Source organism: Evtepia sp. (assembly GCF_034090835.1).
Lineage (GTDB): Bacteria > Bacillota > Clostridia > Oscillospirales > Oscillospiraceae > Evtepia.
The window spans coordinates 1-26,206 of record NZ_JAXDRS010000053.1; the positions used below are offsets into that span (position 1 = coordinate 1).

The 26,206-nt window shown below is 61.9% G+C and carries 25 protein-coding genes; 16 read left to right on the forward strand and 9 right to left on the reverse strand.

Annotated elements, in window-relative coordinates; genetic code table 11:
• Positions 1–559: 559 nt before the first annotated feature.
• Positions 560–757: a hypothetical protein gene (locus tag SOR61_RS09485; RefSeq protein ID WP_320612417.1), complete on the reverse strand. Its 198-nt coding sequence runs from the start codon at positions 755–757 to the stop codon at positions 560–562.
• A 125-nt stretch (positions 758–882) separates the two neighbouring features.
• On the opposite strand from SOR61_RS09485, the gene SOR61_RS09490 reads away from it, so the two are divergent.
• A complete protein-coding gene (locus SOR61_RS09490; protein ID WP_320612418.1) occupies positions 883–1,179 on the forward strand; it encodes a hypothetical protein in 297 nt (98 codons plus the stop codon).
• A gap of 115 nt (positions 1,180–1,294) precedes the next feature.
• Here SOR61_RS09490 and SOR61_RS09495 read toward each other — a convergent pair whose 3' ends face one another.
• From SOR61_RS09495 to dtd, 7 genes are all read right to left on the reverse strand, one after another.
• Complete coding sequence (locus SOR61_RS09495) at positions 1,295–1,750, reverse strand: hypothetical protein (RefSeq protein WP_320612419.1); 456 nt, start codon at positions 1,748–1,750, stop codon at positions 1,295–1,297.
• A 281-nt stretch (positions 1,751–2,031) separates the two neighbouring features.
• The gene (locus SOR61_RS09500; protein WP_320612420.1) at positions 2,032–2,793 is read right to left on the reverse strand and encodes an exodeoxyribonuclease III; all 762 of its coding nucleotides are present in this window, start codon (positions 2,791–2,793) and stop codon (positions 2,032–2,034) included.
• A gap of 84 nt (positions 2,794–2,877) precedes the next feature.
• On the reverse strand, positions 2,878–3,711 hold the full coding sequence (locus tag SOR61_RS09505) for an Mrp/NBP35 family ATP-binding protein (RefSeq protein ID WP_320612421.1): 834 nt from the start codon (positions 3,709–3,711) through the stop codon (positions 2,878–2,880).
• A 54-nt stretch (positions 3,712–3,765) separates the two neighbouring features.
• On the reverse strand, positions 3,766–4,704 hold the full coding sequence (locus SOR61_RS09510; RefSeq protein ID WP_320612422.1) for a nucleoside kinase: 939 nt from the start codon (positions 4,702–4,704) through the stop codon (positions 3,766–3,768).
• A 55-nt stretch (positions 4,705–4,759) separates the two neighbouring features.
• Complete coding sequence (gene hemZ, locus SOR61_RS09515; protein ID WP_320612423.1) at positions 4,760–6,214, reverse strand: coproporphyrinogen dehydrogenase HemZ; 1,455 nt, start codon at positions 6,212–6,214, stop codon at positions 4,760–4,762.
• Positions 6,211–6,828, reverse strand: a complete 618-nt coding sequence (locus SOR61_RS09520; protein WP_320612424.1) for an MBL fold metallo-hydrolase — start codon at positions 6,826–6,828, stop codon at positions 6,211–6,213. Before SOR61_RS09520 ends, hemZ begins: the two co-directional genes overlap by 4 nt.
• Positions 6,829–6,914: 86 nt before the next feature.
• Positions 6,915–7,358 (reverse strand): D-aminoacyl-tRNA deacylase, encoded by a 444-nt coding sequence (gene dtd / locus SOR61_RS09525; protein WP_320612425.1) that lies wholly within the window; start codon positions 7,356–7,358, stop codon positions 6,915–6,917.
• Between the two features lie 199 nt (positions 7,359–7,557).
• Between dtd and miaB the strand changes: the two genes are divergently transcribed.
• From miaB to SOR61_RS09590, 13 genes are all read left to right on the forward strand, one after another.
• Complete coding sequence (miaB, locus tag SOR61_RS09530) at positions 7,558–8,961, forward strand: tRNA (N6-isopentenyl adenosine(37)-C2)-methylthiotransferase MiaB (RefSeq protein ID WP_320612426.1); 1,404 nt, start codon at positions 7,558–7,560, stop codon at positions 8,959–8,961.
• Between the two features lie 42 nt (positions 8,962–9,003).
• On the forward strand, positions 9,004–11,592 hold the full coding sequence (gene mutS, locus SOR61_RS09535; RefSeq protein WP_320612427.1) for a DNA mismatch repair protein MutS: 2,589 nt from the start codon (positions 9,004–9,006) through the stop codon (positions 11,590–11,592).
• Positions 11,593–11,613: 21 nt separating this feature from the next.
• Positions 11,614–13,632 carry a DNA mismatch repair endonuclease MutL gene (gene mutL / locus SOR61_RS09540; protein WP_320612428.1) on the forward strand — a complete coding sequence of 673 codons (2,019 nt, stop codon included), beginning with the start codon at positions 11,614–11,616 and terminating at the stop codon, positions 13,630–13,632.
• Positions 13,633–13,654: 22 nt separating this feature from the next.
• Complete coding sequence (gene miaA, locus SOR61_RS09545; protein WP_320612429.1) at positions 13,655–14,599, forward strand: tRNA (adenosine(37)-N6)-dimethylallyltransferase MiaA; 945 nt, start codon at positions 13,655–13,657, stop codon at positions 14,597–14,599.
• A 30-nt stretch (positions 14,600–14,629) separates the two neighbouring features.
• The gene (gene hfq / locus SOR61_RS09550; protein WP_320612430.1) at positions 14,630–14,884 is read left to right on the forward strand and encodes an RNA chaperone Hfq; all 255 of its coding nucleotides are present in this window, start codon (positions 14,630–14,632) and stop codon (positions 14,882–14,884) included.
• Between the two features lie 15 nt (positions 14,885–14,899).
• Positions 14,900–16,123 (forward strand): HlyD family efflux transporter periplasmic adaptor subunit, encoded by a 1,224-nt coding sequence (locus SOR61_RS09555; protein ID WP_320612431.1) that lies wholly within the window; start codon positions 14,900–14,902, stop codon positions 16,121–16,123.
• Between the two features lie 2 nt (positions 16,124–16,125).
• Entirely contained in the window at positions 16,126–16,857 is a 732-nt protein-coding gene (locus SOR61_RS09560; RefSeq protein WP_320612432.1) for a YggS family pyridoxal phosphate-dependent enzyme, read from the forward strand.
• Positions 16,858–16,907: 50 nt separating this feature from the next.
• Positions 16,908–17,414, forward strand: a complete 507-nt coding sequence (locus SOR61_RS09565; RefSeq protein ID WP_320612433.1) for a cell division protein SepF — start codon at positions 16,908–16,910, stop codon at positions 17,412–17,414.
• A 76-nt stretch (positions 17,415–17,490) separates the two neighbouring features.
• A complete protein-coding gene (locus SOR61_RS09570; protein ID WP_320612434.1) occupies positions 17,491–18,234 on the forward strand; it encodes a DivIVA domain-containing protein in 744 nt (247 codons plus the stop codon).
• Between the two features lie 148 nt (positions 18,235–18,382).
• The gene (gene ileS, locus SOR61_RS09575; protein WP_320612435.1) at positions 18,383–21,139 is read left to right on the forward strand and encodes an isoleucine--tRNA ligase; all 2,757 of its coding nucleotides are present in this window, start codon (positions 18,383–18,385) and stop codon (positions 21,137–21,139) included.
• A gap of 94 nt (positions 21,140–21,233) precedes the next feature.
• Positions 21,234–21,704: a signal peptidase II gene (gene lspA, locus SOR61_RS09580; RefSeq protein WP_320612436.1), complete on the forward strand. Its 471-nt coding sequence runs from the start codon at positions 21,234–21,236 to the stop codon at positions 21,702–21,704.
• Positions 21,701–22,615: an RluA family pseudouridine synthase gene (locus tag SOR61_RS09585; RefSeq protein ID WP_320612437.1), complete on the forward strand. Its 915-nt coding sequence runs from the start codon at positions 21,701–21,703 to the stop codon at positions 22,613–22,615. The genes lspA and SOR61_RS09585 overlap by 4 nt, the downstream gene beginning before the upstream one ends.
• 69 nt (positions 22,616–22,684) lie before the next feature.
• Positions 22,685–23,509, forward strand: a complete 825-nt coding sequence (locus SOR61_RS09590; RefSeq protein WP_320612438.1) for an HAD family hydrolase — start codon at positions 22,685–22,687, stop codon at positions 23,507–23,509.
• 71 nt (positions 23,510–23,580) lie between these two features.
• Here the strand turns inward: SOR61_RS09590 and SOR61_RS09595 are convergent, their stop codons facing one another.
• On the reverse strand, positions 23,581–23,814 hold the full coding sequence (locus SOR61_RS09595) for a helix-turn-helix transcriptional regulator (RefSeq protein ID WP_320612439.1): 234 nt from the start codon (positions 23,812–23,814) through the stop codon (positions 23,581–23,583).
• Between the two features lie 159 nt (positions 23,815–23,973).
• Between SOR61_RS09595 and SOR61_RS09600 the strand changes: the two genes are divergently transcribed.
• Both SOR61_RS09600 and SOR61_RS09605 read left to right on the forward strand, forming a co-directional pair.
• Complete coding sequence (locus SOR61_RS09600) at positions 23,974–24,447, forward strand: hypothetical protein (RefSeq protein WP_320612440.1); 474 nt, start codon at positions 23,974–23,976, stop codon at positions 24,445–24,447.
• A gap of 352 nt (positions 24,448–24,799) precedes the next feature.
• A complete protein-coding gene (locus SOR61_RS09605; RefSeq protein WP_320612441.1) occupies positions 24,800–26,191 on the forward strand; it encodes an MATE family efflux transporter in 1,392 nt (463 codons plus the stop codon).
• The last annotated feature ends 15 nt before the right edge of the window (positions 26,192–26,206 follow it).

Below are 26,206 nucleotides of genomic sequence, written 5' to 3' on the forward strand. Positions count from 1 at the left end.
CGCTATATCCACTTTTATAACTATGAACGTATCCAGTTAAAAACCGGAGAGGCACCGCTGGCGCGGCGCCTCTCCACCTAAAACTTATTTTTCCTACCAGGGCGCTTTTTGTACTGTCCGCACAATTTGGAGCAGTTCAGACATTCCATACCGGCGTATTTTTTGCAGCGATCACATGCTCTGCCTTGTTCATGGGGGTATTCCTTTCATTCGGGTGGAAGGGGGACCCACCCCCGCGGGGGCCCTACGGCCTGGACGAGAGACAGAGTCCGTTCGCCTCCACCTCCCGGTCCCCCCGCCGCCCAGCGGGTGGGCGGCGGCGTACCTGCGTTTCTTAACCGGGCCACAGGCCGGTCCCCAGATTGGCTGCTTCGCCATAGGGTATTTACTGCCAGAGGAAGGGAGTGTGAGGGGAGGAACCTCCTCCCCTCACCCCCAGGGTCCAGGGGCCGCAGCCCCGGCGCTCTTTCTCCAGCTTTCTCTGGAGAAAGCTGGGCCCGCCCGGCAGGGCCCCTACGGGGGTGGGTCCCCCTTGTGGAGGAAACCCCAGAAGAGGTTGTTATTCGGCCTTATCGTCCTCCTCCGGCAGGGGGATGGGGCCATGCTGGGCCTCAAAGGCTTGGATGCACTGGCGGATGAGGTAGAGCACCTGGCCGTTGCCGGAGCGGCCCTCGTAACGGGCAACATAAAAAAGTTTATCGTGGAGGGTCCGGTCGATGCGCAGACCCAGGTGAGCATCGGGCTTTTTTCGTTCCATGGGAGACACCTGTCCTTAAAATGTACTGATCCAGAGGATATTCTGTGTTTATTTTAAGGACGTTATGTGCGATACTGTTTAATATGTAGGATAATAAGTACATAAAAAATGAAAGAGAGAGTCACATGAAGAAGGCGTATTTTGTACATCGACCCCGTCGGCTTTCGGACCTCTTCCAGCCCCATCCCATGGAGGGGGAACGGGCATATCGGGTCACGCGGATCGTTATTTTGTCTCCCCTGGCCTATGATAACTTTTCTGAGGATTTGTTGATAGACCGGGAGTTTCTGGGCCGGGGCAGTGAGGAACTGGGTCAGGGATGCATTTTGGTCACGACAAGGTATCAGCGGGATGGTATCCTGGTGTATCCCATTGGTGCGCGGGTCAAGTGGGCGGCCTATGCTCCGGGGAAATCACAGTGAAGGACCAGGGCGTGCTTGCGTTCCCGGTGCTGTTCAACGCACCTTACATCCTACAGCAAAAAGAGAAGGCCGGGGATTCCGGCCTTCTCTTTTTATTGTTTATATAGAGATTGTGTCAGGGCTGCGAGTCGTCTGCCTTCCCCTTCTCCATTGCCTGGGTCAAGATCTCTTGGCATCTTGCCCCGTCTTCCTCCGACATGCGGAAGTGGAAATGGCCGGAATATACGTCCGTTCCACGGATGGTGAGACTGCCTGCGTCTTGGTCCCCTTCGCCAAACACCAGGCGATAGGTTGCCCCGTCCCCATAAAAGGTGGAGCCGACGAAGCCGGAAAATCTGAGCTTGCAGTCTCCCAGAAGGGTGACCAAAGGTTCCACCGCTTCCCTGTGGGACAGATACACACTGTCGGATTCCGTGGGGGGATTGTTTACGGTGATCATGCAGACCGTGGTATCTGTGACCTCCGGCAGCAGCCGGGCCATGGGTTTCTCCGAAAAGGCAAGGAACAAAATGGCCAAAGCAAGGACCAGGCAAAGACAGGCTGCGATGATCCCTCGTCGTTTATGTTTCATGTTAGGTGTCCTCCAAGATTACGGGGGGCAGGATGGATTGCGATTTGTTCAAGAGATGGGGTCCGGGGTGTTCGGTTCTAAGCGTCCCTCTCCCCCGCCGCCCAGCGGGTGGGCGGCGGCGTGACCACGCCCCGACACTGGGCCGCAGCCCCGGCGCTCTTTCACCGGCTTTCTCCGGAGAAAGCCGGGCCCGCCCGGCAGGGCCCCCACGGGGGTGGGTCCCCTGTAAGACAGATGGAACGGGGGTTCAGCTGTGTACAAACGTGACTCCGGGCGAGGGGTTACAGGCTCAGTTCCAGCTCCACGGGGCAGTGGTCGCTGCCGAAGATTTCGTTGTGGATGGCGGCCTCTGCCACCTGGGGCATGAGCCGGTCGGAGACGATGAAGTAGTCGATGCGCCACCCGGCGTTCTTCTCCCGGGCGTGGAAGCGGTAGCTCCACCAGGAATAGGCCCCTTCCAGGTCAGGGTATTTGGCCCGGAAGGTGTCGGTGAAGCCGGAGGAGAGCAGCCGGGTCATCTTCTCCCGCTCTTCGTCGGTGAAGCCGGCGTTGCGGCGGTTGGTCTTGGGGTTCTTCAGGTCGATCTCCTGATGGGCCACGTTCAGGTCCCCGCAGAGGATCACGGGCTTTTTTTCGTCCAGGGCTTGCAGGTGGGCCAGGAAGGCGTCCTCCCAGGTCATCCGGTAGTCCAGGCGCTTGAGGCCGTCCTGGGCGTTGGGGGTGTAGCAGCACACCAGGTAGAAGGCGGGAAACTCTGCGGTGATCACCCGGCCCTCATGGTCGTGCGCTTCGATCCCCAGGCCGTAGGTCACGGAGAGGGGCTCCTCCCGGGTGAACACCGCCACCCCGGAATAGCCCTTCTTCTCAGCGCTGTTCCAGTACTGGTGGTAGCCGGGCAGGTCCAGCTCGATCTGTCCGGCGTGGTGCTGGAGCTTGGTCTCCTGCAAGCAGAAAATGTCGGCGTCCAGGGCCTGGAAGGAGGCCATAAAGTCTTTTTTCATGCAGGCCCGCAGGCCGTTGACGTTCCAGGAAATGAGTTTCATGGGGGGAGGTCCTCTCTTTCTGTGGGATGAATAGAAAACCGGCGAGGCGAGCAGGACTCGCCCCGCCGGTTTGGTGGGTTGGGATCAGTCGTTTTCGTGGGCTACGATGGCGTCGGCTACGGGGTCCATATAGTTGTGCTCCAGGCTCTCCACAGCGCCCTGGTCCATGGCAGCGGCCATAGCGGGGTCCATGGGCAGCTGGGCCAGCACCTTCAGGTTCAGCTCAGCAGCCACCTGCTCCAGGTTGCTCTTGCCGAAGATATAGTGCTTCTCGCCGCAGTTGGGACACTGGAAGTAGCTGTAGTTTTCCACCACGCCCAGGATGGGCTTCTTCATCATGTCAGCCATGCGCACAGCCTTGGTGACGATGAGGGAGACCAGGTCCTGAGGAGAGGTGACCACCACGATGCCGTCCACCGGGATGGACTGGAACACGGTCAGGGGCACGTCGCCGGTTCCGGGAGGCATATCGATGAACAGGTAGTCCAGCTCGCCCCAGCGCACGTCGCTCCAGAACTGCTTGACCACGCCGCCCAGCAGGCTGCCGCGCCAGATGACAGGGTCGCCCTTGTTTTCCAGCAGCAGGTTCAGAGAGATGACCTTGATGCCGCCGGTGGTGAGCTCAGGGAAGATGCTCTCGCCGTCGCCCACGGCGCGGGTGTCCAGGCCGAAGGCAGTGGGGATGGAGGGACCGGTGATATCTGCGTCCATGACGCCCACCTTGTAGCCCTTCTTGGCCATGGCGGAAGCCAGGGAAGCGGTGACGGAGCTTTTGCCCACGCCGCCCTTACCGGACATAATAGCGTATACGTGCTTAATGGAGGAATCCTTGTTCAGGGGTGCAATGAGGTCTTTCGCGTCGACATGCTCGCAGCTGGAGCCGCAAGTGCTGCAGTCATGGGTGCATTCTTCAGACATGGGTAAGACATCCTTTCATGAGTATTGATCACGGGCCCGAGGCCCGGGGGTCACTTAGTTGTAGTCGTAGGTGCCGCCGCCGATGAACTCCCGGATGAGGGAGGCAGGGGGCACCAGAGCGGGGTCGATGGGGTGGAAGGGAACAAAGCCCCGGATCAGGTCAAAGAGCTCCTGCCGCCGGGGGTTTTCCTGGGGAACGGCCTCCAGCAGAGGAATGGCGTAGTATTTCATCACCGAGACCTCATAGGGCAGAGAGGAGTCAAAAATATAGTTGGCCCGATGCTTGAAGGGAGAGATATAGAGCTTCTCTCCCCGGCGGACGTTGGCCCACATCTCCAGGGTCTCAGAAACGTCAGTGCCGCGGAAATTATAGTCCCGCACGGCCCGGCGGGTCAAGCGCATCCAGGTCCCCTTGAACCGGAGGACATCCCCCTCCAGCACATCGGACCGGGCGGAGATGTACAGACAGGTGGCCTGGGGGTTGCGCCCGGCGCAGTCGTCGTTGAGGGCGTGGATGCCCTCGAAGATGGCGATCTCGTTCTTGCCCAGGCGCAGGGGGGTGCCTGCGTGGTCGTTGCGCATCTGGCGGGCAAACTCAAACTTGGGCACCACAATGGGCTCTCCCTGGGAGAGCTTGGCAAAGTGGTCGTTGAGCAGGGTCATATCCATGCACAGGGGGGACTCGTAGTCGATGAGTCCGTCCTGGGTGCGGGGTGCGGTCTTTTTGTCCAGGGTCTTGAAGTAGTTGTCCATGGAGATGGTGTGGGAAGCCACACCCCGGCGGAGCAGTTCCTCCTCGATCTTCAGCGCCGTGGTGGTCTTGCCGGAGCCGGAGGGCCCGGAGAGCAAAACGATGGGGCTGTTGGAGAGGTTGTTTAACACGGTGTCCACAGCGGCGCTGACCTTCTGGGCGTACTGGGCGTCGCATTCCTCTAAAAAGCCCTTGGTGTCCTGGTCGATCCGCCGGTTGATTTCCTGCAGCTGATGTGCCATCATACGGCCTCCTCTCATGCAGGTCTATGACAAAGTCACAAAAAATAGCCTGAAATTAAAAATACGTTGTCTTTTCTTCTATAATACGGTCCAGATCCCGGAGGTATTCCTGGGGATACTTGGGGTTGGCCAGACGCTTGACGCAGCCCTCTCCAATGGTCTTGGTGACGCCCCCTGCCCCCAGAGAGAGCACCGTGTGGAGCTCTTCCATCATGCAGATGTTGTACTGGCTGAGGGTACCGGGCTTGCACCAGCCCACGTTCTCAAAGGAGCCGGAGGTGAACTTCTGCCGGTAGAGGTAGTAGGGGACGTAGCCCGCCTCACGCAGGGCATCCCAGGCGAAGGAGAGCATTTGCGCCACGGCTTCCCCCTCGGGGATGACCGCATCCTCCTGCCGGAGCCGTGCCCCCCGCTTGAGGGCCAGGGTGTGCACGGTGATGTTCTCCGGGTCCAGTCCGATGACCTCTTCCAGAGAGGCCCGGAACCCTTCGGGGGTGTCCCCCGGGAGCCCGGCGATCAGGTCCATATTGATGGCCCCCACGTCGACCTCCCGTGCCAGCGCATAGGCGGCGCGGATGTCCTCTGCCCGGTGGCTGCGGCCGATGGCCGCCAGCACCCCGTCGGACATGGTCTGGGGGTTGATGGAGATGCGGTTGCCGCCGCCTGCCCGGATGGCTTCCAGCTTTTCCCGGGTCATGGTGTCCGGCCGGCCGGCCTCCACGGTGAACTCCGTGTCCGGCGCCAGACGGAAGGCGGTGCGCAGCCGGTCCATCAGCTGGGCCAGCTGGGGTGCGGACAGGGTGGTGGGGGTCCCGCCGCCGATGTACACCGAGCGGACGGTTTTCCCTGCTGCTTGCAGGTTTTCTCCGGCGGCGTCAATTTCCCGCAGCAGCCCCTCCAGGTAGGAAGGGATGAGCTTATTGGCCGAGCCGGAGGAGGAGATAAAGGAGCAGTAGGCGCACCGGGTGGGACAGAAGGGAATGCCCACATAGAGGGAGACCTCCTGGGGCTGCAAGCTCTTCTTGACCGCCAGGCTGGCCTGGGCGCAGTCCATGGCCAGCCGCCGCCGGGCCGGAGAGACCCGGTAGTCCCGGCGGAGCATGGCCTCCGCCTGCCGGGGGGTGGCCCCCGCCTCCATGGCCCGGGTGGGGAGTTTCACCGGGCGCACCCCGGAGAGCATCCCCCAGGGGGGCTCGGTGCCCAGACAGTCTACCGCTGCCAGATAGAAGGCCCGCTGCAAGGTCCGCCGGGTGAGCCGGGTGGCTTCCACTGGGTCGGCCTGGTCCAGCCGGGCGGTTTTCACCCGGCACTGCCGGGTGAAGGTCCCGCCGTCCCGCCGGAGAACCGCCCGGGCGGTGGTCCACACGGGCCCCCGGGAGAAGGACAGGTCCAGGGCGTTATCTCCCTGGACAGGGCCTTCGGGATAGACCGGCCGTTCCTGGGGAAAGAGGGTGAGCATGGTCTGCTCCACGGCGTACTTTTCCCCGTGGCCGGAGAAATAGAGATTCATCGCAGGGCTTCCAGGACGAAGGGGTTGCGGACCCGCTCCACGTCCAGGGAGGAGATGCCCTCATGGCCGGGGCACACCCGCAGGTTCCCCTCCAGGGAAGCCAGGCGCTTCAGGGAGAGCAGGATCTGTCCGTAGCTGCCCCCCACGAAGTCCGTGCGGCCGCAGGACCCGGCAAAGAGGGTGTCGCCGCAGAAGAGCACGTCGCCCACCCGGAAGGTCAGGGAGCCGGGAGAGTGGCCGGGGGTGTGCATGACCTGGATCTCCGCAGCGCCGAAGGGGATGGTGTCCCCCTCCTTCACGGTCTTGATGTTGTCCACCGGGGCCAGGAGCATATACTGGTCGCCGGCCTTGTTCCAGTTGACTTCCTTTTCGTGCACGTAAACGGGGATGCCGGGCCACTGTTCCAGCAGGCCGGGGACCCCCAGCACATGGTCAAAATGTCCGTGGGTAATGAGGATCATGGACAGGGTCAGGCCAGCCTTGCGGATCTCCCGGTCGATGTCAGCGGCCTGGTCGCCGGGGTCGACCACGGCGCACAGCTTGGTCTCCGGGTCCTCCAGCAGGTAACAGTTGGTGCCGATCTGCCCCACGGGCATGCGTTTAATCTGTAACATAAGTCACCTCTTCTTCCCGCGCTCTCGGCGGGACAGTCTGAACTCCCCCGGTATGGGGGGATGGTCTATGCCGCGGCAGGCGGCGGTTACATGGTGTCGGTGTCCATCCAGATGGTTACCGGTCCGTCGTTGACCGAGGATACCGCCATATCCGCTCCGAACTCCCCGTGCTCCACGTGGAAGCCACGGTCCCGGCACAGGTCCATAAAGGCCTCGTACAGGGGGATGGCCACCGAAGGGGGCGCGGCCTTGGTAAAGCCCGGGCGCCGGCTCTTAATGTCGGCGTAGAGGGTGAACTGGGAGACCACCAGCAGGCTGCCGCCTACGGCCTCCAGGTTGCGGTTCATCTTCCCTGCTTCGTCGGAAAAGACCCGCAGGCCGCAGACCTTGTCGGCCAGCTTTTCTGCCTGGGCCTTGGTGTCTTCCGGGCCGACGCCCAGCAGCACCAGAAAGCCCTGGCCGATGGCGCCGGTGGTGACGCCGTCGATGGCCACAGAGGCCGAAGATACTCTTGTTACCACTGCTCGCATGGTGGTTCCTCCCTGATCTCAATGGTTAGACGGGCAAAATGCCGATACATAATTTAGTATAGCACGCCCACGGGGAAATAGTCAACGGTCCCCGGCGCCCCCAGCGGCCCCGCCTTGAAAAGAGGGGAAACCTGTGCTATACTACAGGCTGTATCCTTGTATATAGAATTCAAATTTTCAACACCCGGAGGAATCGACCTTGAGACAGACCATTACCATTGCGCCGGAGGAAATCGCCCGGCAGCTCTCCCTTTGCGACCAGGTGGCCGACCTGCTCAGCCGCAGCCCCGGCCCCAAGCGGGCCTTTGTGGACACCTATGGCTGCCAGCAGAACGAGGCCGATTCCGAGCGCCTGCGGGGATATCTGGCCCGGATGGGCTACACCTTCACGAGCACCGAAGAGGGCGCAGACCTGGTGCTGCTCAATACCTGCGCCATCCGGGAGCACGCGGAACAGAGAGTGTTTGGCAACGTGGGCGCACTGTCCCACACCAAGCGCCGCCACCCGGACCAGATCATCTGCGTCTGCGGCTGCATGGCCCGGCAGGATCACGTGGCCAAGCGGCTGCGGCAGTCCTTCCCCTATGTGGACCTGGTCTTTGGTCCCCAGCTGCTGTGGCAGTTCCCCCAGCTGCTCCTGGAAAAGCTCTCCTCCGGCAAGCGGGTCTTTGCCACCGACGATGTCCCCGGCTCTGTGGCCGAGGGGATCCCTGTGGTCCGGCAGAACGGCCTGAAGGCCTGGGTGTCGGTGATGTACGGCTGCAACAACTTCTGTACCTACTGCATCGTCCCCTATGTCCGGGGCCGGGAGCGCAGCCGCCAGCCGGAGGCCATCCTGGCCGAGGTGCGGCAGCTGGTGCAGGAGGGATACAAGGACATTACCCTTTTGGGCCAGAACGTCAACTCCTACGGAAAGGACCTGGGCCTGGGAGTGGACTTCGCCTGGCTGCTGGAGCAGGTGAACGCCATTCCCGGCACCTTCCTCATCCGCTTTATGACCAGCCACCCCAAGGACGCCTCTCCCCGGCTCTTTGACGCCATGGCGTCCTGCGAAAAGGTGGCCCCTGCCCTCCATCTCCCCTTCCAGTCCGGCAGCAGCTGGGTGCTGAAGGCCATGAACCGGGGCTACACCCGGGAGCACTACCTGGATCTGGTCCGCCAGCTGCGGGAGCGCATCCCGAACATCGTCCTGACGTCCGACGTGATCGTGGGATTTCCCGGGGAAACCCAGGAGGAGTTTGAGGAGACCATGCGCCTGGTGGAGGAAGTGGGCTACGACGCCCTCTTTACCTTTATCTTCTCCCCCCGCCGGGGCACCCCCGCGGAAAAGCTCCCCGACCCCATGCCCAAGGAGCAGAAGAGCGCCAACTTCCAGCGTCTGCTCCAGCGGCAGAACGAGATCTCGGCCCAGAAGCATCAGGCTTACGTGGGCAAGACCCTCCGCTGCCTGGTGGACGGCGTGGGCGCCGACGGACGGCTCACCGCCCGCACCGACGGCGGCCGTCTCATCCACCTGGAGGCCGACCCCGCCCTGGTGGGCACCTGGCAGCAGGCAGAGATCACCGGTTCCTCCACCTGGGCCCTCTTTGGCCGGGTGGTGTAAGGGGACCGCTTTGATAGATACAGAGAAATCGAGGAATCCTTCATGGCAGAGCTGACCCCCATGAAAAAACAATACCTGCGGATCAAGGAGCAGCACCCTGACTGTCTGCTCTTTTTCCGCTTGGGCGACTTTTACGAGCTCTTTGACGACGACGCCAAAACCGCCGCCGAGGAGCTGAACCTCACCCTCACCACCCGGGACCGGAACAAGCCCCCGGAGGAGCGCACCCCCATGTGCGGGGTGCCCTACCACTCCGCCCAGGCCTACATCGCCCGGCTCATCGCCAAGGGCTATAAGGTGGCCATCTGCGAGCAGACCGAGGACCCCGCCCAGGCCAAGGGCCTGGTGGACCGGGAGGTCATCCGGGTGGTGACCCCCGGCACCCTTATTGAGGAGACCATGCTGGAAGAGGCCCGGAACAACTTCCTGGCTTCCCTGTGGTCCGACGGGGAAAGGGCCGGGCTGTGCATCGGTGACGTCTCCACCGGAGAGGTCTTTCTCACCCAGGCCATGGGTGAGGGCTGGCAGGCCCATATGATCAACGAGCTGGCCCGGTTTAATCCCCGGGAGGCCATCCTCTCTCCCCTTCTCCGCAGCGGGGAGATCATGCAGTACCTGGCCGGGAGCACCGGCTGCCGCATCGAGCAGGCCGGGGAGGACCGGTTCCATCTGGAGACCGCCGCCGCCCTGGCCCACCGCCAGTTTGGCGACGCCATGCACCTGCTGCCCCAGGACGGGGAAGCGGCAGTGCGGGCGGCAGGAGGCCTGCTGTCCTACCTGTACGAGACCCAGAAAACCGACCTTTCCTACATTCGGATTCTCCACTACTACACCGCCGGACGCTTCATGGAGCTGGGCCCTGCCGCCCGGCGGAACCTGGAGCTCACCGAGACCCTAAGGGGCAAGGACAAGAAAGGTTCCCTCCTGTGGGTACTGGACAAGACCAGGACCCCCATGGGCGGGCGGCTGCTGCGCAGCTGGCTGGAGCGCCCCCTGCTGGACCCGGTGGCCATTTCCCGGCGGCTGGAAGCGGTGGGCTGGCTGGTGGACAACACGGTGGAGCGGGGAGAACTCATTGAGACCCTGCGGGGCATCACTGACCTGGAGCGGCTCATCTCCCGCATCGTCTATGGCTCCGCCGGCGGGCGGGACCTGGTGGCCCTGTCTGCCGGTCTGCGGCGTCTGCCTGACCTGCAAGCCTTCCTGCCGGAAAAAGCCCCTGCCCGGCTGGCCCAGCTGCGGACCCAGCTGGAAGGGCTGCCCCTGCTGTGCGACCTGATCGACCGGGGCATTGTGGACGAGCCTCCCTTCTCCGTGCGGGAGGGCGGCGTCATCCGCAGCGGGTACCACCCGGAGGTGGACCGGCTCCGGGGCATCCTCACCGACACCAAGGGCATCATTGCCCGGCTGGAGGCGGAGGAAAAGGAAAAGACCGGCATCAAGTCCCTGAAAGTGGGCTACAACAAGGTCTTTGGCTATTACATTGAAGTCTCCAAGTCCTATTATGACCAGGTGCCCGAGGGATATATCCGCAAGCAGACCCTCACCAACTGCGAGCGGTACATTACCCAGGACCTGAAAGAGATGGAACATACCATCCTCTCGGCCCAGGACCGGATCGTGGCCCTGGAATACGAACTCTTCTGCGAGATTCGGCGGCAGGCGGCCTTGAAGGCCGGGGAGATCCAGCGGATCGCCGGGGCGGTGGCCCGGGTGGATGTGCTCTCCTGCTTTGCTCAGACCGCCGTGGAAAACAACTACTGCATGCCCCTGGTGGATGGCTCCGATGTGCTGGAGATCACCGAGGGCCGCCATCCGGTGGTGGAGCGGATGCAGACCGACGGCTTCTTTGTCCCCAACGACACCTATATGGACAGCAAGGAGCATCTGGCCGCCATCATCACCGGCCCCAACATGGCGGGTAAATCCACCTATATGCGGCAGGTGGCGCTCATCGTCCTGATGGCCCAGATGGGGTCCTTTGTCCCGGCCCGCTCCGCCCGCGTCGGCGTGGTGGACCGGATCTTTACCCGGATTGGGGCCTCGGACGACCTGGCCGGAGGCCAGTCCACCTTCATGGTGGAGATGACCGAGGTGGCGGAGCTCCTCCGCCGGGCCACCCCCCGGAGCCTGCTCATCCTGGATGAGATCGGCCGGGGCACCTCCACCTACGACGGCATGAGCATTGCCCGGGCAGTGCTGGAATGGTGCGCCGATGCCCGGCGTCTGGGGGCCAAGACCCTCTTTGCCACCCACTACCATGAGCTCACCGTGCTGGAAGGCCAGCTGCCCGGGGTGAAGAACTTTAACATCGCCGCCCGGAAGAAAAAGGACGAGATCCTCTTCCTTCGGAAGATCGTGCCCGGCGGGGCCGACCAGAGCTACGGCATCGAAGTGGCCCAGCTGGCCGGGGTCCCCCCCAAGGTGATCAAGCGGGCCCGGGAGATCCTCCAGGAGCTGGAGGCCGCCCAGGAGACCACTCGGCCGGTCCCGGCCCGGGAAGAGGCCCAGGTCTCCCTCACCGCCCTGGGAGAGGAAGAGGTGCTGCAAACCCTTCGGAAGACCACGGTGGAGAGCCTCACGCCCCTGCAGGCGCTGAACCTGCTGAGCGAACTGAAAGAAAAACTTTGATGATAGAAAGGAGGCGGGCCTATGGCTGCCATCCAAGTCCTTGCGTCCCATGTGGCGGACCTGATCGCCGCAGGAGAGGTGGTAGAGCGTCCCGCCTCTGTGGTAAAAGAACTCACAGAAAACGCCATTGATGCCGGCGCCCATATGGTGACCATCGAGATCCAGCGGGGCGGCATGTCTATGATCCGGGTGACCGACGACGGCTCCGGCATCCCTGCGGACCAGTGCGAGACGGCCTTTCTCCGCCACGCCACCAGCAAGCTCCGCACCCCGGAAGATCTGGCCGCCATCGGGACCCTGGGATTCCGGGGAGAAGCCCTGGCCGCCATTGCCTCCGTGTCCCGGATGGAACTCTTCACCCGGACGGCGGAGGAAGACCTGGGCACCACCCTCACCCTGGAAGGGGGCCAGGTGGTGGCCAAAGATCAGGCAGGCTGCCCGCTGGGGACCACCATGGTGGTGCGGGACCTGTTTTTCAACACCCCTGCCCGGCTGAAATTCATGAAGCGGGACGCCACGGAAGGGGCGGCGGTGTTCGCCCTGGTGCAGAAGCTGGCCCTCTCCCACCCGGAGGTGGCGGTGAAGTTCATACGGGACGGGAAGCAGGACCTTATGACCCCCGGGGACGGGAAGCTGTCCTCCGCCCTCTACGCTGTGCTGGGCCGGGATATGGCCCTGGGCTTTCTGCCGGTGGAGGCGGAAGGGGAAGACATGACCGTCAGCGGCTTTGTCTCCATGCCTGTCTGCTGCCGGGGCAGCCGGAACACCCAGTACTTTTTCGTCAACGGCCGCCAGGTGAAGTCGGCCCTTCTCACCACCGCCCTGGAGCGGGCCTATGAGAACCAGAAGATGCTGGGCCGGTTCCCGGGCTGCGTATTGCAGATCCAGGTGAAGCCCAACACGGTGGACGTGAACGTCCACCCGGCCAAGACCGAGGTGAAGTTCCTCTACGAGCGGAAGGTGTTTTCCGGGGTGTACTATGGGGTGCTCTCTGCCCTGCAAGCCCAGCAGGGCCACCCCAAAGTGGTCTTTCCCCAGGAAAAGCCTGCGGAGAAAAGGGAGGCTCCCGCCCCGGCGGTACCCCCCTCCCCTGCCCCGTCCAAGCCGGCTGGGGCGGCTCCGTCCCTCTCTGCTCCGGTGCAGCCCTTGCGGGCGCCCACGGCGGTTCCCCGGACCACGCCGTCCGCCTCTGCCTGGGATCTGCTGCGGCCGGTGGAGAAGGAATACACCCCAAAATACACCCGGTTATCCCCAAGATCAAACGAGTTTTCCCCTCAATTCCCCAAGAAATCCACGGATTTTCCTGAAAATGTGGAAAAACCGGTGGAAAGTGTGGAAAAAACTTTGGAAAGCGTAGGTGTCCCCAAGGGTACACCTGTGGATACACCTCCTGCCCCGCCGGTTCCCCCCAAACCCGCAGAAGGTTCTGTGGAAAACCCGGCGGAGCCTGCCCCCCTGCTGCCCGAAACCAAAGAGATCCCCTGGCGGCTGGCGGGAGAAGTGCTGGACACCTACCTGATCGTAGAGCAGGGGGACACCATTTATTTCATTGACAAACACGCCGCCCACGAGCGGATGCACTTTGACCGGATGAAGGAGGAGGGCTATACCCCCATGGCCCAGACCCTGCTCGCCCCGGTGATCTTCACCCCCTCCCCGGAGGAAGGGACGGCCCTCCTGGCCCAGGAAGACCTGCTGCGCCGGTTTGGCTTCGCCTGCGAGGACTTCGGCGGCGGGGCCCTGGCTGTGCGGGAGATCCCTGACTATCTGGAGCCGGGGCAGGTGGAAGAGGCCCTGTGCGCCATTGCCGGGGATCTGCTCACCGGCGGCGGGGCCGACCCTGCCGCTGCCCGGGACGCCGTGCTCCACACCATGGCCTGCAAGGCAGCCATCAAGGGGGGGCAGAAGAGCACCCCCCAGGAGAAGATGGTGGTGGCCCGGGCGGTGCTATCCGGCGAAGTAAAGTACTGCCCCCACGGCCGGCCGGTGGCCATCACCATGACCCGGGGCCAGCTGGAGCGGCAGTTTAAGCGAAGCTGAGGAAGAAGGAGGCGCTGCCATCATGCCCCCAAAACTGATTATTATTTGCGGCCCCACCGCCACGGGAAAAACCCGGCTGGGGGTGGCGCTGGCCAAGCGGTTTCACGGTGAAGTGGTCTCGGCGGACTCCATGCAGATCTACCGGGACATGCAGATCGGCACCGCCCGCCCCACCCTGGAAGAGATGGAAGGGGTGCCCCACCACATGATGGGTGTGGTGGCGCCGGGGGAGAACTACAGCGTGGCCCGGTACGTGGAAGAGGCCACCGCCTGTGTGGAAGATATTTTGCGCCGGGGCAAGCAGCCCATTGTGGTGGGCGGCACCGGCCTGTACATTGATGCCCTGCGGCAGGGCCGGTCCTTTTCGGCCTTCCGGCCGGAGAGCGGCCACCGGGCCAGACTCCAGGAGAGAGCGGCCCGGGGAGAACTCCCTGCCCTGTGGGAGGAGTTACAGCGGATCGACCCGGAAGGGGCCGCCAAACTCCATCCCAACGATGAAAAGCGGATCCTCCGGGGACTGGAAGTGTGGTACGAGACGGGAAAGACCCTCTCCCAGCACAACCGGGAGACCCAGAGTCTGCCGCCCCGCTACGAGGGGCTTACCATTGCCCTGACCTACCAGGACCGCCAGGACCTCTACGCCCGCATTGACCAGCGGGTGGATCTCATGATGGAGCGGGGACTGGTGGAGGAAGTCCGGGCCCTGCTGGCCGCCGGGATCCCCCGGGACTGCACCGCCATGCAGGCCATCGGCTACAAGGAGCTGGTGGAGGCGGTGGAGACCGGCGGCGACCTGAAGGCAGCAGCGGAGGAGATCAAGCTCCGCTCCCGGCAGTACGCCAAGCGGCAGCTCACCTGGTTCCGCAGGGACAAAAATGCACACTGGATTTTTTTGGAAAAAACACCGGATTTTTCCGCTGTCGTTCAGGATTCGACGGAATTTCTAAAGGAAAAAGGATTGCCATAGACGCACCCAAAGATAAAGGAGTGCGTCACTATGCAGACACAAATGACAACCCAAGTAAGAAAGCGCAACCTACAGGACCTTCTTTTGTCCAAACTGCGCCGCAGCCGGATGGGAGCCACCGTGTTTTTGGTCAACGGCTTCCAGATCCGGGGAGAGATCCGCGGCTTTGACGCCTTCGTTGTGGTGATCTACAGCGAAGGGCGGCAGCAGATGGTGTACAAGCATGCCATCTCCACCGTGGTGCCCGAGCGGCCGCTGTTCTGGGAGGAGGAAGGCGCCGAGTAACAGAAAGGCATGCCTATGAAAAAGCAGGGAACAATTTTTTCGAAAATCGTCGTACCGGGCATCATTGTGGTCATTGTGGCCTATTTCATCATCTCTGCCTGGATCGGGATCCGGAACCCCTACCCCACCACCGCCGCTTATACCGACACCATCTCCGAAGGAGTGGCTGCGGAAGGCTGGGTGGTGCGGGAGGAGCTGCCTGTGGAATCCGGCCAGGGTCTGGTCCAGCTCAAGCGGAACCAGGGAGAAAAGGTGGGCAAAGGCCAGGAGATCGGCGTGGTCTACCAGGACGAGCAGTATGTGGAGAAGCAGGAGGAGCTGCTCCAGGTGAGAAGCGACCTGGGCTGCCTCCAGTACGCCACCTATGAGGGCTCCCCTTCGGGCGTGGTCCTGGAGGACCAGATGCTGTCCGCCATGGACAGCCTGCGGGAGTACGCCTCGTCGGGGAACTTCACCAACCTCTCTGACCGGGCGGACAACTACCGGAAGCTGGTGCTGCGGCGGGAGTATCTTCTCTCCTCCGACGCCGCCGCCAAGATGGACCAGGCTGCGGTGACCCTCACCCAGCAGTACGAGGCCCTGCAGAGCAGCCAGACCGGCGCCACCACCATCACCGCCGCCGAAGGAGGCATGTTCTATTCCAACCTGGACGGATACGAGACCCTTCTGACCCCGGAAAAACTGGAAAACCTCTCCCCCTCTGACCTGGCGCACTGGAGAGAACTGGCCCCCCTGAGCGACGGGAACTATCTGGGCCGCCTGGTCACCAGCGCCACCTGGTACTACGCCGTGGTGGTGCCCGGGGAGTACAGCAGCAAGTTCACCATCGGAAAGAGCGTAGACGTGTATTTTGACTCCCTCTTCCAGACCCTCACCATGCAGGTCAAGAGCGTGGGCGAGGTGCAGGAGGGCCGGGTCGTAGTCGTGCTCCAGTCCTCCAAGGACATCGGCCGGGCAGACACCCTGCGCCAGGAGAGCGGCCGAGTGGTCTTCAGCAGCAGCGAAGGCATCCGGGTGCCCAAGGAGGCCCTGCGGGTGAACGAGGACGGGGAAGCCGGGGTGTACATCGTCTCCGGGTACAAGGCCCGGTTCCGCCCGGTGAAGATCCTGGCAGAAGATGAAACCGGTTATCTGGTCGCCGCCAACAACAACGGCGCAGAAGATACAAGAGTCCTTCGGGCGGGGGATGAAGTGATCCTCGCCACGGCGGAACTAACTGATGGAAAGGTGGTACGTTAACGATGACAGAAACCAAGAGCTACGAGACCATTGCCGCCAACGTGGCAGCAGTGCGGGAGACCATGCGGCAGGCCGCAGTCCGGGCCGGACGGGACCCGGAGGAGATCACTCTGGTGGCAGCCACCAAGGTCCAGACCTCCGAGACCATTCGCAACGCCATTCGGGCGGGCATCACCGTCTGCGGAGAAAACCGGGTCCAGGAACTGGTGGCCCACCTGGAAGACAACGCCTATGAAGGGGCCCGGGTCCACTTCATTGGCCACCTCCAGACCAACAAGGTGAAGTTCGTTGTGGGCAAGGTGGACATGATCGAATCCATCGACTCTCAGCGGCTGATGGACGCCGTGGAAAAGCAGGCGGCGAAGCTGGACGTGGTCCAGGACATCATGCTGGAAGTGAACATCGGCGACGAGGAGAGCAAGGGAGGCGCCAGCGCCGAGGAGATCCTCGCCCTGGCCCGCCACGCAGGAGAGTGCCCCCACCTGAACCTGAGAGGGCTCATGTGCATCCCCCCGGCAACCGCTTCCGACGAAGAAAATCGCGCCTTTTTCCAAGAAACTTATCAGCTTTTTGTTGACATGCGGGAGAAATTAGGGGATAATAACCCTAATATTGACTGCCTTTCCATGGGCATGAGCGGAGATTATCCCCTTGCAATTGAAGGCGGTTCCACCATGGTTCGGGTGGGTACTGCGCTCTTCGGGGCCCGTCCCCCCTGGCATCCCCAGGGATGAGACTGCTCTGCCGTGCCATTTTTCACAACTTATAGGGGGTTACTGAAACCATGAGACTCTTAGATGAACTCAAGCGCCTCACCCATCCTTACGAAGACGAGATGGAAGACGATTACGACGAAGAAGAAGACGTATACGACGACGAGCCCGAAGAAGCGGCGCCCCCTCCTCCTCCCCCTCCTGTCCGGGAGCGGGAACGGGAAGAACCGCCCCGCCGCCGGGAGTTCCAGGAGCCGCCCCGCCGCAACACCGGCGGCAAGGTGGTGAACATCCACGCCACCACCCAGCTCCAGGTCGTCCTGGTGAAGCCTGAGCGCTATGAAAACGCATCCGAGATCGCCGACCACCTGCGGGACAAGCGCACCGTGGTCCTGAACCTGGAGAAAACCGAGCGGGACATCGCCCGCCGTCTGCTGGACTTCCTCTCCGGCGTAGCTTACGCCCAGGAAGGCAAGATGAAGAAGGTCGCCCTCCAGACCTATATCGTCACCCCCTACAACGTGGACATCATGGGGGATCTCATCGACGAGCTGGAAAACAACGGCCTCTACTTTTGATCATCCGCCCCGCTTTGCCGGGCAGCGCAGGAACCACACCCTGCAAGAAATAGAAAAGGGATAGGAGTGAATGACGATGTTGACACCGCAGGAAGCGGAAGCCCATGTATTCCCGAAAGCCTCCTTCGGCGGCTACAATATGCTGCAAGTGGATACCTTTCTGGACAGCCTCATTGAGGACTACCGCACCTTGTATCAGGAGAACGCCTCTCTGAAGAACAAGCTGAAAGTCCTGGTGGACAAGGTGGAGGAATATCGCGCCACCGAGGACGCCATGCGTATGACCCTCCACTCCGCCCAGAAAATGGCCGACGCCATGGTGAAAGAGGGCGAAGCCAAGAAGCAGGCCGCCATCGACCAGACCGCCGCTGCGGTGAAGCAGAAGAGCGAAGCCCTGCGCGCGGAGCTGGAGAAGGAAGAAAAGGCCGTCCTGGCCCGGGTGGAAGCCGCTAAGACCAGCCTGGCCAACGAGCAGGCCCGTCTGGACGCCGCCCGTGCTTCCACCACCGCCTATATCGCCAAGCTCAAAGAGCTCTACACCAAGGAGCTGGAGTACATCGGCGGCCTGTCTGAGCTCACCGCCGAGAAGAAAGCCCAGGCTGACACGGAGGCTGCCGCCCCCGCACAGGAAGCCCCCGCTGCCGCTCCCGTGGTCACCGTGCCCCCCGAGCAGCAGGAAGAGGTAGCCCAGGATATCGAGGCCTCCATGGCCAAGATCTTCGAGACCCCCGGCGAGACCGGGGAAGCCCCCGCCGGGGATCTGGGCGACACCCGCACCTTTGATCAGATCCAGTTCGGCAAGGACTACGAGATCGAATAACGAAACCATACAAAACGGAACCTGGCCGGATCTCCGGGCAGGTTCCGTTTCCTTGCGAGAGAAACAAAAACCAACCCCTGGGTCCCCGATCCCGGCTAACCGCCGCAGCCGGTGGGGAGACCGCAGGTTTAAGGAGTGAATGTCAACTATGCCTCAGGATTATAACGCCACCATCAACCTGCCGAAAACCGACTTTCCCATGCGGGCCGGCCTGCCCAAGCGGGAGCCTGAGATGCTCCGCAACTGGAAGAAGCTGGACATCTACGGAGAGCTGCTGAAAAAGAACGAGGGCACGCCCCGCTTCGCCCTCCACGACGGCCCTCCCTTCTCCAACGGCGCCCTCCACATGGGCCACGCCCTGAACAAGTCCATTAAAGATATCATCGTCCGCTCCTACGCCATGCGGGGCTACTACACCCCCTATGTGCCCGGCTGGGACAACCACGGGATGCCCATTGAGTCTGCCATCATCAAGCAGAACAAGCTCAACCACAAGACCATGCCCGCGCCCGAGTTCCGCTCCGCCTGCCATGAGTTTGCCCAGCACTATGTGGACGTGCAGAGCGAGGGCTTCCAGCGCATGGGTGTCATCGGCGACTGGGAGCACCCTTACCTCACCATGAACCCCGGCTTCGAGGCCGAGGAGGTGAAGGTTTTCGGCGAGATGTATAAGAAGGGCTACATCTACAAGGGCCTCAAGCCCGTGTACTGGTGCCCCCACGACGAGACCGCCCTGGCAGAGGCTGAGATCGAGTACCAGGACGACCCCTGCACCACCGCTTTCGTGAAGTTTGCCATGCACGACGACAGCGGCAAGCTGGCAGGCTATGACAAGTCCAAGCTCTTCTTCGTCATCTGGACCACCACCATCTGGACCCTCCCCGGGAACCTGGCCATCGCCCTGCATCCCGAGGAGACCTACGTCCTGGTGAAGGCCCCCAACGGGGAAGTCTACATCATGGCAGAGGCCCTCACGGAAAAGGTCATGAAGGTGGGCGGCTTTGAGACCTACGAGATCCTGGAAAAGCACCCCGGTGCCTTCTTTGAGAATATGCTGGCCGATCACCCCTTCCTGCCCAAGACCTCCCGTCTGGTGCTGGCTGACTACGTCACCATGGACTCCGGTACCGGCTGCGTCCACACCGCTCCCGGCTTCGGTGCTGACGACTATCAGACCTGCAAGCGCTACGGTATGGATATGGTGGTGCCCGTGGATGACCAGGGCCGCCACACCGACTACGCCGGCAAGTACGCTGGCCTGCCCACCGAGAAGTCCAACCCCATCATCCTGGAGGACATGAGAGCCTCCGGCGCCCTCTTCGCTTCTGAAGAGATCGTTCACTCCTATCCCCACTGCTGGCGCTGCAAGAAGCCCATCATCTTCCGGGCTACTCCCCAGTGGTTCTGCTCCGTGGAAGCCTTCAAGGACGAGGCCTGCGCCGCCTGCGAGGACGTGCGCTGGGTGCCCGCCTGGGGCCTGGAGCGCATGAAGGCCATGGTGAGAGAGCGTACCGACTGGTGCATCTCCCGTCAGCGCCGTTGGGGTCTGCCCATCCCTGTGTTCTACTGCAAGGACTGCGGCAAGCCCATCGTCACCGACGAGACCATCGCCCTCATCTCCGACCTGTTCGCCGCCGAAGGCTCCAACGCCTGGTTTGCCAAGGAGGCCCAGGACATCCTCCCCGCTGGCTTCACCTGCCCCCACTGCGGCAAGTCCGAAGGCTTCACCAAGGAAGAGGATACCCTGGACGGCTGGTTCGACTCCGGTTCCACCCACGTGGCTTCCATGAAGAAGGACCAGGGCTTCTGGCCGGCTGATATGTATATGGAAGGCCTCGACCAGTATCGCGGCTGGTTCCAGGCCGCCCTGCTCACCGCTGTGGGCTCCACCGGCGTTGCCCAGGCTCCCTTCAAGGAGTGCCTCACCCACGGCTGGACCGTGGACGGCCAGGGCAAGGCTATGCACAAGTCCCTGGGCAACGGCATGGACCCCTATGAGATCATGAACAAGTACGGCGCAGACCTGCTGCGTCTGTGGGCCGCCTCCGCTGACTACCACGCCGACGTGCGCTGCTCTGACAAGATCTTCAAGCAGCTGAGCCAGAACTACCTGAAGTTCCGCAACACCGCCCGTTACTGCCTGGGCAACCTGGACGGCTTCGACGCTGACCACCTGGTGGCGCCCGCAGAGATGGAGGAGCTGGACCGCTGGGCCATCACCCGGCTGAACGCCCTGGTGCAGCGCTGCTTCCAGGCTTACAACGACTACGAGTTCAGCGTCATCACCCACGCAGTCAACGACTTCTGCGTGGTGGAGATGTCCAACTTCTACCTGGATATCATCAAGGACCGTCTGTACTGCGAGGGCAAGGATTCCCTCCTGCGCCGCTCCGCACAGACCGCCCTCTACCTGATCCTGGATACCATGACCAAGCTCATGGCCCCCATCCTCTGCTTCACCTGCGACGAGATCTGGCTGTCCATGCCCCACGCACAGGGTGCGGACCAGCGGAACGTCCTCTTCAACGACATGAACCAGCCCTTCGACACCTATGCCCTGGACGAGGCTGCCATGGCAAAGTGGGATAAGATCATCCAGATCCGTGACCTGGTCAACGGCGTGCTGGAGACCGCCCGCTCGGAGAAGAAGATCGGCAAGAGCCTGGAAGCCAAGGTGGACCTGACCGTTCCCGCCGAGGACGCCTTCCTGGCTGACATGGACCCCCAGGCCCTGGCCGACCTGCTCATCATCTCCCAGGTGTCCGTCACCGTGGGCGAGACCGCTTCTGCTGCGGTGGAGAACGCCCAGGGCGAGAAGTGCCAGCGTTGCTGGAAGGTGCTGCCCACCGTGAACAGCGAGGGCCTCTGCCCCCGCTGCGGCAAGGTGATCGCCTCCCTGGTGTGATACCCCCTGGTTCCTGCTCCTCAGCTATGCTCCGGGCGGCCGGCCGTGAAGCCGGCCGCCCGGTTGGTTTTTTTGAAAGGACGGTGTTTTCCTCGTGCCCTATTTCCTTCTGGCTGCGTTCCTGGTGGCCCTGGACCAATGGGTCAAGTTCTCGGTCCGGGCGCTGATCCCCCTTCATACCCGGGTGGTGTTCCTGCCCGGTCTGGACCTGACCTATGTGAAGAACACCGGCGCGGCTTTTTCCCTCTTCAGCAGTCACACCTGGATCCTTACCATCCTGTCCGGGGTGGTGTCCGTGGTCCTCATCGTGCTGCTGGCCAAACGCTACTTCAACCACTGGACCGGGATGCTGGCCATGGCCCTGCTGCTGGGCGGGGCTGTGGGCAACTTCATTGACCGGCTCTTCCTGGGCTTTGTCACCGATATGTTTGCCACCAACTTCATGAATTTCGCTGTGTTTAACGTAGCGGACATGGGTGTGGTGCTGGGCGGCCTGCTGCTGTGCGTTTATGTGATCCTCCAGTTCCTCAAGGAGCGGAAGGAGCACCGGGAGGGCGAGAAATGACCGTGACCCTCTCCCCTGCCCAGGACAATATCCGAGCCGACCAGTTTCTGGCCCAGGCTCTGCCTGCGCTCACCCGCTCCGCGGCGCAAAAGCTGCTGGAGCAGGGCCATGTGATAAGGGCGGGCAAGCCCCTGAAAAAGAACGACCGCCTGCGGGCCGGGGAGGAGATCGCCGTAACGGTGCCTGAGCCCTCCCCCGTGGAGATCCTCCCCCAGGACATCCCCCTGGACGTGGTCTATGAGGATGACCACGTCATCGTGGTGAACAAACCCGTGGGTATGGTGGTCCACCCTGCCCCGGGTCATCCCGACGGCACCCTGGTCAACGCCCTGCTCTTCCACTGCGGGGACAGCCTCTCCGGCATCAACGGGGAGCTCCGGCCGGGGATCGTCCACCGGATCGACCGGGACACCAGCGGCCTCATCATCGCTGCCAAGAACGACGCAGCCCACCTGGCCCTGGCGGAGCAGCTTCAGGACCACAGCCTGTACCGGGAATACGAGACGGTGATCGTGGGGAATCTGAAGGAGGACGAGGGGACCATTGACCTGCCCATCGCCCGCCACCAGACCGACCGGAAAAAGATGGCGGTGAACCACTACACCGGCCGGAGAGCGGTGACCCACTGGACGGTGCTCTGCCGTTACCCTGGCTACACCCATCTCCAATGCCGCCTGGAGACCGGCCGGACCCACCAGATCCGGGTCCATCTGGCTGCGCTGGGCCACCCGGTGCTGGGAGACCCGGTGTACGGCGGCCAGCGGAAGGGCTTTCCCGAGCTGGCGGGCCAGTGCCTCCACGCCCGGCGGCTGTCCTTCCTCCACCCGGTCACCGGGGAGCGGCTGACCCTCTCCTCCCCTCTGCCGGACTACTTCCAATCTGTCTTGACAAGATGCGCCCGGCTATTATAAAATAGAAAAACGGCACAGTTTTCAAGGGTTTTTTCCCAAAACCCCTGGGGCGGAAAGGAGGCGAAAGGAATGGGAAAATTCACCGGTGTCCTGTTGGCGACCGACTATGACGATACCCTGTATGACAGCAACTTTACCATTTCCCAGGAAAACCGGGAGGCCATCGCCCGCTTTATCCGGGAAGGAGGACTCTTCACCATCTCCACCGGCCGTTCCTATATCAACTTCGCCATCCAGATGGAGACCGAACGGCTGCCGGTGAACGTACCGGTGATCCTCTCCAACGGCGCCGCCATTTACGACTTCCAGGCTGGAAAGGTCATCTGGCAGAAGTCCCTGCCCCAAGCTGCGGCGGACCACCTGGAAGAGCTCTGCCGGGCTTTTCCCCAGGTTGGCTTTGAGGCCTACCACGGGGACGAAGTCTATACCTTCCGGGGAAACGAAGTCACCCAGCGTCACCTGACCCGCTGTCGTCTCACCGGGATCCCCCGGGAGATCAGCGCCATGCCAACCCCCTGGCTGAAAGTCATTTTGCAGCATCCTGACACCACCCTCTTGCAGCAGGTGCAGGCTTATCTGCTGGACCGCCACGGGGAGGACTATGAGCTCACCTTCTCCAACCCCTACCTTCTGGAAATGACCGCCAAGGGCGCCAACAAAGGCCTGGCTGTTCTGTGGCTGGCGGATTACCTGGGGGTCAAGCGGGAGAACATCTACTGCATCGGCAACGGCTTAAACGACATTCCCATGCTGGAAGTCTCTGCGGTGCCCTTCGCCCCCGCCAACTGCTACGAAGAGGTGAAGCAGCCGGGGACCGAGATCCTGCCCTCCTGCGACGAGAGCTGCGTGGCCCAGCTCATTGGCCACCTGGAGCGCCGCTACGATACGCCCTGACTGAATCAAACACATTATCGCCCCTCAGAGGGAACGCAAACAGGGTTTGCGTTCCCTCTGAGGGGCGATTTTTAGTCATCGTCCTCCAGCAGTTTGGAGGGCGGGAGATTCAGGACCTGGGCAATCTTAAACAGGGTTTCCAGAGAAACACCCCGCACAGTGCCGGGCCCCTCTACCTGCCCGATAAAGTTCAGGCTCTTTCCAATGCGTTCGGCCAGCATCTCCTGGGTGAGACCGGCCTTTTTCCTGTAATAGGCGATTTTGAGACCCAGGGTGATATAGCGCTGGGGAAACTCTGTCTGCATACCATCACCTCCTGATAGTATGCTACCAACAAGCTGTGTAAATTATAACTGACTTGAAATATAGGATTATTTACTTTTAGAATATAAAATGATAGAATGAAGCAAGAGAGCGTCTATCATAAAAAGGGGTAACGCGGAAATCGAAAGAAGCGGTGCAAGATGAAAGAATATACGGTGAGTTTTTTTGGGCATAGATCGATTCAGAATTTCTGCCTGGTGGAGAAAAGAGCGAGGGCGCTGATCCGTACCTTGCTTCTCGAACAGGAGTATATAGAATTTCTGGTGGGCTGTCATGGACAGTTCGACGAAATGATTTCCTGTGTTATCAGAGAGGAAAAACGCAAGCTTCGGGATGATAACAGTTCCTTGGTTCTGGTTTTGCCTTACCCGACGGCAGCGTTGCACCACCAGCCGGAGAACCTTTTGCACCACTATGACGAAGTCGAGATTTGCAGTCAGGCGGCTGCCTGCCATCCAAAGGCGGCCATCCAAGTTCGTAACCGTCAGATGGTAGACCGGAGCGACTTGGTTGTTTTCTGCGTGGAGCATCAAAGAGGAGGGGCATATCAAACCATGCGGTATGCCCAGAGAAAGGGCAAGCGAATAGAACGCCTCTCTTCGGCAGGACGATAGGGGGAGCCAGGGGCAGCTATACCCCTGCGGTTGACAATCCCTGTGGGGCGTGCTATACTACCCCCGTAAAAACAGATGGAACCAGGTTCCACTTTCTTCAGAAATGAGGGTTTCCTCTACTGGTGGTATAGCCCGCGAAGCATCGGTGTATGCTTAATTCGGTGAAATTCCGAAGCCAACAGATCGGTCTGGATGGGAGAAGAAAGCGTCCTCTGCCCTTTTTTGGTCGGATGCTGCTCTCCTGCTTTTTTTGCGTGTTTTCGGCATCCGGCGGACCTTGCACAGGTCTGGGCCGGGTGTTTTTTTCTGCCCGGGGACGATGGAGCCCCCAAAAAGAAAGGAGCGATACGCCATGGAGAAACCCTCCGTGAACCCGCTGGAAACCGAAGCCATTCCCCGCCTCATTGCCCGCTACTCCATCCCCACCGCCTTGACCCTGATGGTCAACTACCTCTACAACATCGTCGACCAGATCTTTGTGGGGCAAGGCGTGGGCATCACCGGCATGGCGGCCACCAACATCGCCTTCCCTCTGGCCATTTTGGTGAACGCCGTGTCTCTTATGCTGGGCGACGGCTGCGCCGCCAACATCAGCCTCTCCCTGGGACGGAAACAGCAGGAGGAGGCCGACAAGACCCTCAGCCATACGGTGACGCTGCTCATCACCTGCGGTGTGCTGGCTGCGGTGATCACCGGCCTCTTTGCCCCCTGGATCGTCCGGGCCTTCGGCGCCACCGACACGGCCTATGACCAGTCCCTGGCCTATATGCGTACCATTGCCTGGGGCATCCCCTTCCAGCTGCTCAGCCCTGCTATGACCGCCATTATCCGGGCGGACGGCCGCCCCACCTACGCCATGAAGTGTATGGTCACCGGCGCGGTCATCAACCTGGTGCTGGACCCCATCTTTATCTTCCCCCTGCACATGGGGGTGGTGGGCGCCGGCATCGCCACCGTGGCCGGACAGGTGGTCTCCGGCATCCTCTTCCTGCGCTACCTGCCCCGCTTCCAGACTGTCCATGTGCGCAAGGCTGCCCTGCGGCCGGAGCGGGCCCGTGCCCTTCACATCCTGGCCCTGGGTATCCCCAGTATGCTCACCCAGCTGCTCACCGCCCTGGTGCAGATCGTCATGAACAACCTTATGACCAAGTGGGGTGCCTTCACGGCCTACGGCAGCGACATCGCCCTGAGCGTCTACGGCATGATGATGAAGGTCTACCAGATCTGTCACTCCATGTTTGTGGGGGTCTCCTCTGCCACCCAGCCCATCAACGGCTACAACTTCGGCGCCAAGCGGTATGACCGGGTGCGGGAGACCTATCGGATGGCAGCGGCCATTGCCCTGGCCATTTCTGTGCTTTGGTTCGTGATCTTCCAGGTCTTCCCCCGGCAGATTGGCAGCCTCTTTGTCAACAACGACCCGGTGTATCTGGACTGCGCGGCCCACTGCTTCCGGCTGTATATGCTGGCCTTCTTTGTCTACGGCCTGCATATGACCACCGCTTCCTTCTTCCAGAGCATTGGAAAACCGTCGAAGTCTCTCCTGCTGCCTCTGGCCCGGCAGGGCATCTTCCTCATTCCCCTGGCCCTGCTGCTGTCGGCCTGGCTGGGGCTGGACGGGGCCCTTTTGGCTGCGCCGGTGGCGGATGCCTTGTCTTTCCTCCTCTCGGTGGGTCTGGCCCTGAGCGAGTTCCGGTCCTGGCGAAAGGACGGCCGCCTGCCGCCCCGGGGGCAGAAGGCCTGACCCTTGAAACCATCC

Excerpts from the sequence above, each read along its gene's own strand:
- SOR61_RS09560 (WP_320612432.1), top strand. The coding sequence starts at position 16,126 with ATGACAGAAACCAAGAGCTACGAGACCATTGCCGCCAACGTGGCAGCA.
- mutS (WP_320612427.1), top strand. The coding sequence starts at position 9,004 with ATGGCAGAGCTGACCCCCATGAAAAAACAATACCTGCGGATCAAGGAG.
- SOR61_RS09510 (WP_320612422.1), bottom strand. The coding sequence starts at position 4,704 with ATGGCACATCAGCTGCAGGAAATCAACCGGCGGATCGACCAGGACACC.
- ileS (WP_320612435.1), top strand. The coding sequence starts at position 18,383 with ATGCCTCAGGATTATAACGCCACCATCAACCTGCCGAAAACCGACTTT.
- SOR61_RS09590 (WP_320612438.1), top strand. The coding sequence starts at position 22,685 with ATGGGAAAATTCACCGGTGTCCTGTTGGCGACCGACTATGACGATACC.
- dtd (WP_320612425.1), bottom strand. The coding sequence starts at position 7,358 with ATGCGAGCAGTGGTAACAAGAGTATCTTCGGCCTCTGTGGCCATCGAC.
- SOR61_RS09520 (WP_320612424.1), bottom strand. The coding sequence starts at position 6,828 with ATGTTACAGATTAAACGCATGCCCGTGGGGCAGATCGGCACCAACTGT.
- SOR61_RS09570 (WP_320612434.1), top strand. The coding sequence starts at position 17,491 with ATGTTGACACCGCAGGAAGCGGAAGCCCATGTATTCCCGAAAGCCTCC.
- SOR61_RS09595 (WP_320612439.1), bottom strand. The coding sequence starts at position 23,814 with ATGCAGACAGAGTTTCCCCAGCGCTATATCACCCTGGGTCTCAAAATC.
- SOR61_RS09490 (WP_320612418.1), top strand. The coding sequence starts at position 883 with ATGAAGAAGGCGTATTTTGTACATCGACCCCGTCGGCTTTCGGACCTC.
- SOR61_RS09605 (WP_320612441.1), top strand. The coding sequence starts at position 24,800 with ATGGAGAAACCCTCCGTGAACCCGCTGGAAACCGAAGCCATTCCCCGC.
- SOR61_RS09565 (WP_320612433.1), top strand. The coding sequence starts at position 16,908 with ATGAGACTCTTAGATGAACTCAAGCGCCTCACCCATCCTTACGAAGAC.
- hfq (WP_320612430.1), top strand. The coding sequence starts at position 14,630 with ATGCAGACACAAATGACAACCCAAGTAAGAAAGCGCAACCTACAGGAC.
- SOR61_RS09555 (WP_320612431.1), top strand. The coding sequence starts at position 14,900 with ATGAAAAAGCAGGGAACAATTTTTTCGAAAATCGTCGTACCGGGCATC.
- SOR61_RS09600 (WP_320612440.1), top strand. The coding sequence starts at position 23,974 with ATGAAAGAATATACGGTGAGTTTTTTTGGGCATAGATCGATTCAGAAT.
- SOR61_RS09500 (WP_320612420.1), bottom strand. The coding sequence starts at position 2,793 with ATGAAACTCATTTCCTGGAACGTCAACGGCCTGCGGGCCTGCATGAAA.
- SOR61_RS09495 (WP_320612419.1), bottom strand. The coding sequence starts at position 1,750 with ATGAAACATAAACGACGAGGGATCATCGCAGCCTGTCTTTGCCTGGTC.
- SOR61_RS09485 (WP_320612417.1), bottom strand. The coding sequence starts at position 757 with ATGGAACGAAAAAAGCCCGATGCTCACCTGGGTCTGCGCATCGACCGG.
- hemZ (WP_320612423.1), bottom strand. The coding sequence starts at position 6,214 with ATGAATCTCTATTTCTCCGGCCACGGGGAAAAGTACGCCGTGGAGCAG.
- SOR61_RS09505 (WP_320612421.1), bottom strand. The coding sequence starts at position 3,711 with ATGTCTGAAGAATGCACCCATGACTGCAGCACTTGCGGCTCCAGCTGC.
- SOR61_RS09585 (WP_320612437.1), top strand. The coding sequence starts at position 21,701 with ATGACCGTGACCCTCTCCCCTGCCCAGGACAATATCCGAGCCGACCAG.
- mutL (WP_320612428.1), top strand. The coding sequence starts at position 11,614 with ATGGCTGCCATCCAAGTCCTTGCGTCCCATGTGGCGGACCTGATCGCC.
- miaA (WP_320612429.1), top strand. The coding sequence starts at position 13,655 with ATGCCCCCAAAACTGATTATTATTTGCGGCCCCACCGCCACGGGAAAA.